At 48.6% G+C, this 6,017-nt stretch carries 11 protein-coding genes; 8 read left to right on the forward strand and 3 right to left on the reverse strand.

Annotated elements, in window-relative coordinates; genetic code table 11:
* The first annotated feature begins 95 nt into the window (after window positions 1-95).
* Genes C7B82_RS00165 through C7B82_RS00175 form a run of 3 tightly spaced genes read left to right on the forward strand, consistent with a single transcriptional unit; the run spans window position 96 to window position 1,614 of the window.
* The gene (locus C7B82_RS00165) at window positions 96-278 is read left to right on the forward strand and encodes a hypothetical protein (protein ID WP_219903840.1); all 183 of its coding nucleotides are present in this window, start codon (window positions 96-98) and stop codon (window positions 276-278) included.
* 2 nt (window positions 279-280) lie between these two features.
* On the forward strand, window positions 281-1,111 hold the full coding sequence (locus tag C7B82_RS00170) for a TniB family NTP-binding protein (RefSeq protein ID WP_106254298.1): 831 nt from the start codon (window positions 281-283) through the stop codon (window positions 1,109-1,111).
* Complete coding sequence (locus C7B82_RS00175; RefSeq protein WP_106254299.1) at window positions 1,111-1,614, forward strand: TniQ family protein; 504 nt, start codon at window positions 1,111-1,113, stop codon at window positions 1,612-1,614. Before C7B82_RS00170 ends, C7B82_RS00175 begins: the two co-directional genes overlap by 1 nt.
* Before the next feature lie 17 nt (window positions 1,615-1,631).
* Here C7B82_RS00175 and C7B82_RS00180 read toward each other — a convergent pair whose 3' ends face one another.
* The 3 genes from C7B82_RS00180 to C7B82_RS00190 form a co-directional block, all read right to left on the reverse strand.
* The gene (locus C7B82_RS00180) at window positions 1,632-1,868 is read right to left on the reverse strand and encodes a hypothetical protein (protein WP_106254300.1); all 237 of its coding nucleotides are present in this window, start codon (window positions 1,866-1,868) and stop codon (window positions 1,632-1,634) included.
* 208 nt (window positions 1,869-2,076) lie between these two features.
* Window positions 2,077-2,304 (reverse strand): hypothetical protein, encoded by a 228-nt coding sequence (locus tag C7B82_RS00185; protein ID WP_245939658.1) that lies wholly within the window; start codon window positions 2,302-2,304, stop codon window positions 2,077-2,079.
* Window positions 2,301-2,624 carry a hypothetical protein gene (locus tag C7B82_RS00190; RefSeq protein WP_245939659.1) on the reverse strand — a complete coding sequence of 108 codons (324 nt, stop codon included), beginning with the start codon at window positions 2,622-2,624 and terminating at the stop codon, window positions 2,301-2,303. Before C7B82_RS00190 ends, C7B82_RS00185 begins: the two co-directional genes overlap by 4 nt.
* 175 nt (window positions 2,625-2,799) lie before the next feature.
* On the opposite strand from C7B82_RS00190, the gene C7B82_RS00195 reads away from it, so the two are divergent.
* The 5 genes from C7B82_RS00195 (at window position 2,800) to C7B82_RS31785 (ending at window position 5,757) form a co-directional block, all read left to right on the forward strand.
* On the forward strand, window positions 2,800-3,054 hold the full coding sequence (locus tag C7B82_RS00195; RefSeq protein ID WP_181357279.1) for a hypothetical protein: 255 nt from the start codon (window positions 2,800-2,802) through the stop codon (window positions 3,052-3,054).
* Between the two features lie 217 nt (window positions 3,055-3,271).
* Complete coding sequence (locus C7B82_RS00200) at window positions 3,272-4,018, forward strand: TIGR04255 family protein (RefSeq protein WP_106254301.1); 747 nt, start codon at window positions 3,272-3,274, stop codon at window positions 4,016-4,018.
* A 579-nt stretch (window positions 4,019-4,597) separates the two neighbouring features.
* Window positions 4,598-5,047, forward strand: a complete 450-nt coding sequence (locus tag C7B82_RS00210) for a hypothetical protein (RefSeq protein WP_106254303.1) — start codon at window positions 4,598-4,600, stop codon at window positions 5,045-5,047.
* Window positions 5,048-5,137: 90 nt separating this feature from the next.
* The gene (locus tag C7B82_RS00215; RefSeq protein ID WP_146141004.1) at window positions 5,138-5,524 is read left to right on the forward strand and encodes a hypothetical protein; all 387 of its coding nucleotides are present in this window, start codon (window positions 5,138-5,140) and stop codon (window positions 5,522-5,524) included.
* 56 nt (window positions 5,525-5,580) lie between these two features.
* Window positions 5,581-5,757: a hypothetical protein gene (locus tag C7B82_RS31785; protein WP_181357280.1), complete on the forward strand. Its 177-nt coding sequence runs from the start codon at window positions 5,581-5,583 to the stop codon at window positions 5,755-5,757.
* Window positions 5,758-6,017: the final 260 nt, after the last annotated feature.

Genomic DNA, 6,017 nt, shown 5'->3' on the forward strand with positions numbered 1-6,017 from the left:
CGTCATTCAATTGAAGGCAAGGGAATCCTTCTCAACTTTACCCCCTTGTGACCCGTCAACAATTAATTGACAGACCACTAGAGGAGGACGCCTCTTTGAAGAAGAAAAGCCGTAAAGAGCGCCAGCAGGAAGAGCAGAAGCTGTTGCGATCGCAGCCGGAAAAGTCTGCTGAACAGACGACACTTCAAGCACCTGAACCTCAACCAGAGATCGTGTTCGATTTGGGTTTGGCAGACTTCACGCCCATAGATTTTGATGAACTGAAAGGGGGGTGGTAAGCATGGTGCAGGCAAAGGAATTGGCAGAGGTTTTGGGCGATTTTAAGCCCACCGAAGACCAATCAAAGACTGAGATTGATCGTCTTCGCAAAAAGACGATTATGCCTCTGGAGCAGGTGAGTCGGTTGCATAGCTGGCTCGATGGCAAGCGTCAATCCCGCCAATCTTGCCGGGTCGTCGGTGAGTCCAGAACGGGCAAATCCGTGGCCTGCGCAGCCTACCTCCATCGCCACAAGCCGCAGCAAGCAGCGGGTAAAAAACCGATCGTTCCGGTTGTCTACATCCAACCCCCTCAAAAATGCGGGGCGAAGGATCTGTTCAAAGCAATCATTGAGTTCTTAAAGCATCGGGCGACGAAAGGAACCATATCAGACTTTCGGGGTAGAGCGATGGAAGTGCTTCAGGCCTGTGAAGTGGAGATCTTGATCATTGACGAAGCCGATCGCCTGAAACCCGAAACCTTTGCGGATGTGCGCGACATTTACGACAAACTAGCAATTTCGGTGGTTTTGGTCGGCACCGATCGCCTGGATGCGGTTATCAAGTGTGATGAACAGGTCCATAACCGCTTTCGCGCCTGTTACCGCTTTGGTAAGCTTTCTGGTGAGGAATTCGCGAAGACAGTTGCTCTTTGGGAACAGCAAATCCTGAAGCTGCCAGTTGCTTCCAACTTAACGAGTAAGGAAATGCTGCGCCTTTTGACCGCTGGCACAGAAGGTTATATCGGGCGCATGGATGAGATTCTGCGGGAGGCTGCCATTCGCTCGCTCTCAGCGGGGTTCAAAAAGGTGGACAAGAAAATCCTTGAGGAAGTCGCCAAGGAGTACAAGTAATGGGAGAAGTTGACATCCAACCTTGGCTCTTTCAGATTGAGCCTTACGAAGGGGAAAGCTTCAGCCACTTCCTAGGACGCTTTCGGCGACCCAATCACCTGACACCCAGCGGGTTGGGACAACTGGCAGGTATTGGCGCAGTCGTCGCTCGCTGGGAACGGTTTCACTTGAATCCGTTTCCAGCGCCGCAGGAACTGGAGTTATTAGCGATCGTTGTCGGTGTCAGTGCCGAGCGCTTAGCAGGAATGTTGCCGCCGAAGGGTATTGGGATGCAGTGGACTCCCCTTCGGCTCTGTGGGGCTTGCTATGGCGAAATGCCTTGCCATCGGATGGAGTGGCAGTACAAGTCAGTTTGGAAGTGCGATCGCCACCAACTCAAACTTCTTTGCAAGTGTGCTAAATGTGAAGCACCCTTCAAAATGCCTGCGCTGTGGGAAGATGGCAATTGCCATCGTTGTCTAACACCCTTTGCTGCAATGGCCTTACACCAAAAAGCTGCGTGAGTGGTTGCTGCCTCTATCTACTCGATGGGCTTTGTAGGGTTAGAGATGGCTTGAGACTGCCTTTGTAAGTCGGTTTGTGGACTGCCCGGTAAATCAAATACGATTTCGTACCCGATCGTTGGATTTAACCACCGCAGCGACTTCAAATAGGCTTCTGCTTCATGACGGCGACGTAACCGGACAACGACAAGATGCTGCATGTTGGGGAGCAAACGGATGATGCACCAGGGCTGTAGTCGTTCAAGATAGACCATATTCAATTTCGATCAAGATTAAAGCCACCCTACAAAGGGATGGCTTCGCAAGAAAGGTCAAACTGGCATTGACATTTTCGACCTGTTAAAGATGGTTTATTCGACCTTAGAGTTGCTTGGCTTCGGGGGACACAGCGAGGTTAGGAGGTCGGCTGGAATGTGCTCGAAGTGTTCCAGCAGGAAATCCATTTGGGCAAGGTGGCGCAGATCAGTCGGCGTGGGACGACGATAGCTCTTCCCACGTTTGAACCAACGTCGCACTGTAGACATGGAGCGAGAGCAGATGATCGCGATACGTGCTTCGCACAGGCTTCGCCACCGACTCCTGGCTCACTTCCCATTTAGCGTAGAAGCGTTGGGGAGTCATACCAAGCTGGCAGTCGCTATAGCGTGCAATCAATGCGTGCTCGCGTCGCTTGAGAGGGCGAGGGTTCATACACTTTCCTCTCGCTCTTTTGGCTCCAGGTCGGCTTCCCAGGCTGTATCGGCCACTGCCCAGCGCGCACTGGGCGCATCGTTGTCCAGCCAGATCAGATAGCACCATTGCCAGCCATTAGCATGGGGAGCAAAGCCGTAAAACCGTCCAATGACAATGCCCCAATCTGCGGCTTCATCTTGCTTTGCTACCCACTGGAGGCGATCGCCATAGAGGAAACGGGGCATTTCGACCTCTGGGAAATGAGCTGGTAAGTCAACAGGTGATGGCACTACTCCGAGATTGAGTGGATGTTGAGCGAAGAGCAGGTCTTTTGGCATGGCGATGAGTTGCCTTTATTTTGCAAGCCGCATGAACTCCATAACCCTCTATAAAATGAAGGCTTAGTTAATGCGCGTATTCTAAAGCGTCTTAAGAGTATAGAATATGCGCGTGAACTGGGCAATGATAAGGGTGCTAGCATGATTCGCAGAAAACGCGCATAAACTCATTGCTATGCCCAAGGGTAAGAAGCGGATGCGGGGAGAACCCGTTTACCACGATGAACTCAAGAAAAGTCTCAACCTGACCGTCACGCCCACTGGCGCAGAGGGTTTGGAGGCGCTAGCACAGGAATTGGGGTTCCGTTCCAAGAGTGAACTGGTCGATCGTATTGGTCGCCGTCTCCTGTCGGTTTCTCCTGTCGGGTTGACCCAGGAGGATTGGCAGGAGCTATCCAAAAGTTTTCGCACAGCAGATTGCCCTTGCTAGAGATGAACTCGCAGGACAGGGCGTTTACGAGGGGAGAAGAGCTGAGGGCGATCGCCGCCATGAACTAGAGCAGCAGCTTGAGCTTTGGGAGGCTTTACAGCAGAAACTTGTGGAAAATTGCATTAACGGCTAAATTTTGCTTGGCAAGTTTATTCCGTGAAGGGAATACACGCAATATGTCTCTGTGCCATAGTGGGCTTAGAAAGTCTGGAAAGGTATGGGAGAACAACTGAAGTCACAACCACTGGTAGAGGCTCTATGTGAGTTTCAGTTCAACCTGGACGATAGCAACGAGCTAACGATGCCAGGACTGTTTTACGCTGAGGTCAGAGAGGAATTTCCGTTTCAGACTCCAGTTGATGAATTTAGTCTTCAGGTTGAACTTGGTGAGGTGGGAGGTGTCCCACAGTTTGTTAGCCCTCAGAGGCTTCAATTGAAACGAACAGACGGTTCAGCGATGCTTCAGATTGGTCGTGGTCGTTTGATTGTCAATCGGCTCCAGCCTTACGTAAGCTGGGAAGACTTCAGAGAACTTATTTTTAAGGCTTTTACGATTTATATAAAACTTTGTGGAACATATACTCTTAAGCGAATTGGCTTGCGTTACATCAATCACTTGATACCGCCAGCAGAAGGAGGGTTTAAGATTGATGATTTTCTAACGGTCATTCCTCTATTTCCTAAGCCGATTGATAGACCAATGAACGGATTTCAGCAAGTCTATGAGTTTTCTTACGAGCTGCCTAAGGCAGCTCTTGTCCATAGGACAGCCGTTGTTGCAATACCTGAAGGTGATACTGCAATTCTTTTAGACCTTGACTTCATCTCTCAAGAAACCTCAACTTTCCAAGACAATGCAAAAGCCTTAGAGTGGCTAAGAAATTGGCTTGATCAAGCTCATGAACGGATTGAAGAAGCGTTCATTTCATCATTGAATCCTAGTTATTATGAGTTTCTGAAGTAGAGGAATGTCTGTATGTTTTTTACGAGAAAGATCGGCAATATCGCTACCTCATCAGGTGCTCCTTACTTAAGAGAGGTTGCTGTAAATAGTCTCTCAGGGCAGTATCAGACAAGATTTGAAATGTTGTCACCTCATGATAGGTCACAGTCTCTACACCCTGCTAATTTGAGAACCTCACAGACTCAATTTGACTGGATTCATAACACTAATACCTTTCAACGGCTTCGCAATCTTTTAACACTAGATGAAAACTGGGATGGATACGGTGCGTCCCGATTTTTGAGACCGCAGGTGAGTAGAGCCTTTGATCTATACTCTGACATTTATAATTACTATCTTTCGAGGAGCACAAATTTCTCACAGCTCTCTCCATTTATTGCTCCTTGTTCAGATGGGGCAATTTTGTTTGAGTGGGCAGGTCGGCGATTTCCGAGTAGAGAGCTGGAAATCTTTGTGCCGTCCACTATGGAAAGCCCGCTGGAGTACTTAAAGTGTACGGATGACGCAGAAGAGGAAGGAAGTTTCTCTTCTGAAGGGGTTATCGCTCTACTTGACTGGCTATTTGCAACTGAAAGCTAAATGTCTCAGATTCATCAAGTTCAGCCGTCTGACAAACTCTTCCGGTGGCTTCATCCTGGGCAATTTGACTGGAATGAAAGGCGTCCAACTTCAGCGGCGTTTAGAGATCCTTATATGTCCGTCGATCATGCCCGTCTAGCAACACTTGAGGAAAGTTACAAACGGGGAACGGAGGCAGATAAAGATGCTGTAGCCGCGATTCTGGCAGAGCAAGCGTTTGAAAAGGCGCAGAAAGTACATCACTGCCCTACGCAGATTTGTGAGGCTTCGGGCGATGCAGTGTGCGTCTCTGATCCAGGCTGTCGTGCCTATCAAGCCAATGGATTATCTAGAACCTTGAAATGCGTTAATCCTGCTCATGGCTGTGTTGTGGGAGATAAACCGAAGTCAGTAGCCCGCTTTTTCGCAAAGAATGCGACGGTAGAAATTTATCCTCCTGAACCAGCTTGAGACGAATACTCAAGATATATCCAGAGAAAAACTGCTGATTTGGATCTTGCTAGAATTTTGAAGCAGTTGTATTCCCTGTACGGTTTGAAGTTGAAGCAGAAACGTTCAAAGTCCTTACTGTTAGCCTTGCTCAACTCGCTGGCTGATTTTGACGGAGCATTATCTGAGGATGCCATAGAGCTGTTGGATGAGTTGAAGACACGATCGCATATCTTTCCGCCCCTATATGCCGATGTATTTGCTCTGCCCCATTCAGCAACCTGTGTAGATCTGGTCGATCGCATCACGTCTCTTTCCCAGGAACAGGTAGCAACCGCCAGCTATGCGTTCCAAATCTTTCGCTATTATGAGCAAATTTTGAGGGCGAACCCAGTTGACTCGTCGCCACAACAAAAGGTGGCTTATGAGTCGCAAGTAGAGCGGGTTCGGGTTTCGGTGGCTCGGACGAAAGCGGCTTTGGATGAATCGCTTGGGTAAGGCTGGAAGAGCGACTACAATGACCTGCTAGCAACCATCAGGAACCGATAAGCCCTATGTCTTCGCTTGACCGTCAGCAATCCAATCGCCTTTTACAACACATCACTGGGGTGGAGCAACTGTTAACTGAGGTGGATGAGGAAGGAGCAGAGGAGGTTCTGGATGAACTCTATATGCTGATTACTAAATTGTTTGAGCAGTTTCCGCACTTAGATAAGGACGAGGACCAATAAAAAGAGAACAATTTTCCACTCATACAGATGATCTTGAATTCACACTGATAGAAATATTTCGGGCAGGAGTTTGACTGGCAAGAAATGTTTCAATGTATGTAAGGTATTTACTAGCTGCCCATATCACCAAATCTATGTGTTGTTCATTGTCACGACTAAACTGATGTGACACTTGAGTGGGAGTAAGTAGCTGAGGGTTACAAAGCTCAGGTATGTAACGGTTCATGAATGAGCCAATTTCGAGGGAAACCGAAATCGTT

It is taken from the genome of Stenomitos frigidus ULC18 (assembly GCF_003003795.1).
GTDB lineage: Bacteria > Cyanobacteriota > Cyanobacteriia > Leptolyngbyales > Leptolyngbyaceae > Stenomitos > Stenomitos frigidus_A.